The organism is Lentzea kentuckyensis, assembly GCF_002150765.1.
GTDB classification, from domain to species: Bacteria; Actinomycetota; Actinomycetes; order Mycobacteriales; family Pseudonocardiaceae; genus Lentzea; species Lentzea kentuckyensis.
The window spans coordinates 1-2,052 of record NZ_MUYM01000208.1 but is presented as its reverse complement, the minus strand read 5'-3'; the positions used below and the strand labels follow the sequence as shown (position 1 = coordinate 2,052).

The following is a 2,052-nucleotide window of genomic DNA, read 5'->3' as shown; positions in this document are numbered from 1 at the left end:
AAGATCACCGAGCTGATCGACCACAGCGACAGCATCAGGCCGCCCATCGAGGCCTGGCCCGCCGCTTTCGCGAACGCCGGCACGGCCACCTCGACGAACCCGATGGTCACGCCGAAGCCGAGCGCGGCCAGTGCCACCGTGCGCATGCCGGGGTAGGCGAACGCACCGAGCAACGGGCGCGGCGCCTGCACGACCGGGCCCCACGCGCGCACGACCGGGTTGAACGCGAACCACAGCGCGCCCACGACCATCAGCACGGCGCCGACGACCACACCGGTGCCCGCCCACGGCGCGGCCAGCAGCAGACCGGCGAGGCCTGGTCCGAGGATGAAGAAGACCTCCATGCTGATCGCCTCGTAGGCGTAGGCCGCCATGCGCGTCGGGCCGGTCGGCACCATCCGCTCCCACAGCGCCCGCGACGCCGAACCCACCATCGGTTCGGTGGCGCCGACCCCGAAGGCCAGCGGGACCAGCGCGAACACCGGCGAACCGGCCTCGACGGCGAGCACAGAGGCGGTCACGAACACGGCGAACAGAGCCGTCACGGCCATCAGCGGGCGGGTGGGACCGAAGCGGTCCATCAGCCGGCCCTGGACGACGGAACCCATCGCCACGCCCACCAGCGCCGCCGCCGAGACCAGGCCGGCGACCGCGAACGACCCCGTCGCGCGCTCGACGTAGAGCAGCAGCGAGAGCCCGACCATCGCGATCGGAAGGCGGGCGAGCAGAGACGCGACCACGGGGCCACGCATGCCGGGAGTCGTCAGGGCAGCACGGTAGTCGGAGAGACGAGCGGAGTGGGACATGTGTACCAGTATGCCAAACCTGGTACGCCGGTACCAGTTCAGGTGCGCAGGGTCACCAGGGTTGCGATTGGGTCACAGGAATGGGATGACCGGGTGAAAGATGCAACGAATCAGCCACACACGAGGTCCTTGAGGGTGAAAGGACTTGAGCGGCTGGGGTGGAGACGTGCGAAAGTTGACTCATCCACCGAGACCAACCTCTGGCTTGAGGGTCGGGGCCTAAGCGCCAGAGGGATGGAAGGCACGGTTCGTCGGGGGATGGGCCGTGCAACACAAAGGACCGGTGCGCCACGTCGGGGGTGGCGCCCGGTCCTTTGTGTTTGCAGTGCTTGTTGGTCGCTGCTCCGCTAGCGGGCCCGGCGAGCCAGTCGCTCGGGGTCCAGGATCAGCACGCTCTTGCCTTCGAGCCGCAGCCAGCCGCGGTGCGCGAAGTCGGCGAGCGCCTTGTTCACGGTCTCGCGGGACGCGCCGACGAACTGGGCGATCTCCTCCTGCGTCAGGTCGTGCGTGACGCGGAGCAGACCGGCCTCCTGCGAGCCGAAGCGCTGCGCGAGCTGCAGCAACGCCTTGGCGACGCGGCCGGGCACGTCCGTGAAGATCAGGTCGGCCAGCATGGAGTTCGTCCGGCGCAGCCTGCGGGCGAGCGCCCTGAGCAGCTGTTCGGCGATCTCCGGCCGGTTGGTGATCCACTGTCGGAGCGCGGGGCGGTCCATGGACACCGCACGCACCTCGGTCACCGTCGTCGCAGTCGACGTGCGGGGGCCGGGATCGAAAATGGACAGTTCACCGAACATGTCGGAGGGTCCGAAGATCCCCAACAGGTTCTCGCGGCCGTCCGGCGACTTGCGGCCGATCTTGACCTTGCCGGACTGGATGATGTACAGGCGATCGCCCGGCTCACCCTCCGCGAAGATCACGTGGCCACGCGGGAACTCCACCGTCTCCAGGGTCGTCGCCAGCGCCTCTGCGGCCGCCGGGTCCACCCCCTGGAAGATGCCCGCTCGCGCCAGGGTCTCGTCCACCTCGTCCCTCCTAATCGACGCGACGGCACGCCTACCACCATCTTTGGTGGAGTCAGCGCCGTGCCGCCGATCACTGCGTTGCAGTCTAAGGGCTGTGTAGTGGATCGCCGTTCGGCTCGCCGTCTCACTAGGAACAACCAGCACTGACTCGATCCAGCCCGACGGGCCAGTCTACGCCATCTAGCGGACTCGCTTGCGCGCACCGCCGCGGCCGCGGCGACGGA

General features: G+C 68.8%; 2 protein-coding genes. Both read right to left on the bottom strand.

Annotated elements, in window-relative coordinates; genetic code table 11:
- The coding region (locus B0F77_RS45955) for an MFS transporter (protein ID WP_143467290.1) at positions 1-806 on the bottom strand (806 nt) is incomplete at its 3' end.
- A 347-nt stretch (positions 807-1,153) separates the two neighbouring features.
- Complete coding sequence (locus B0F77_RS45950; protein ID WP_030477589.1) at positions 1,154-1,828, bottom strand: Crp/Fnr family transcriptional regulator; 675 nt, start codon at positions 1,826-1,828, stop codon at positions 1,154-1,156.
- Positions 1,829-2,052 lie beyond the last annotated feature (224 nt).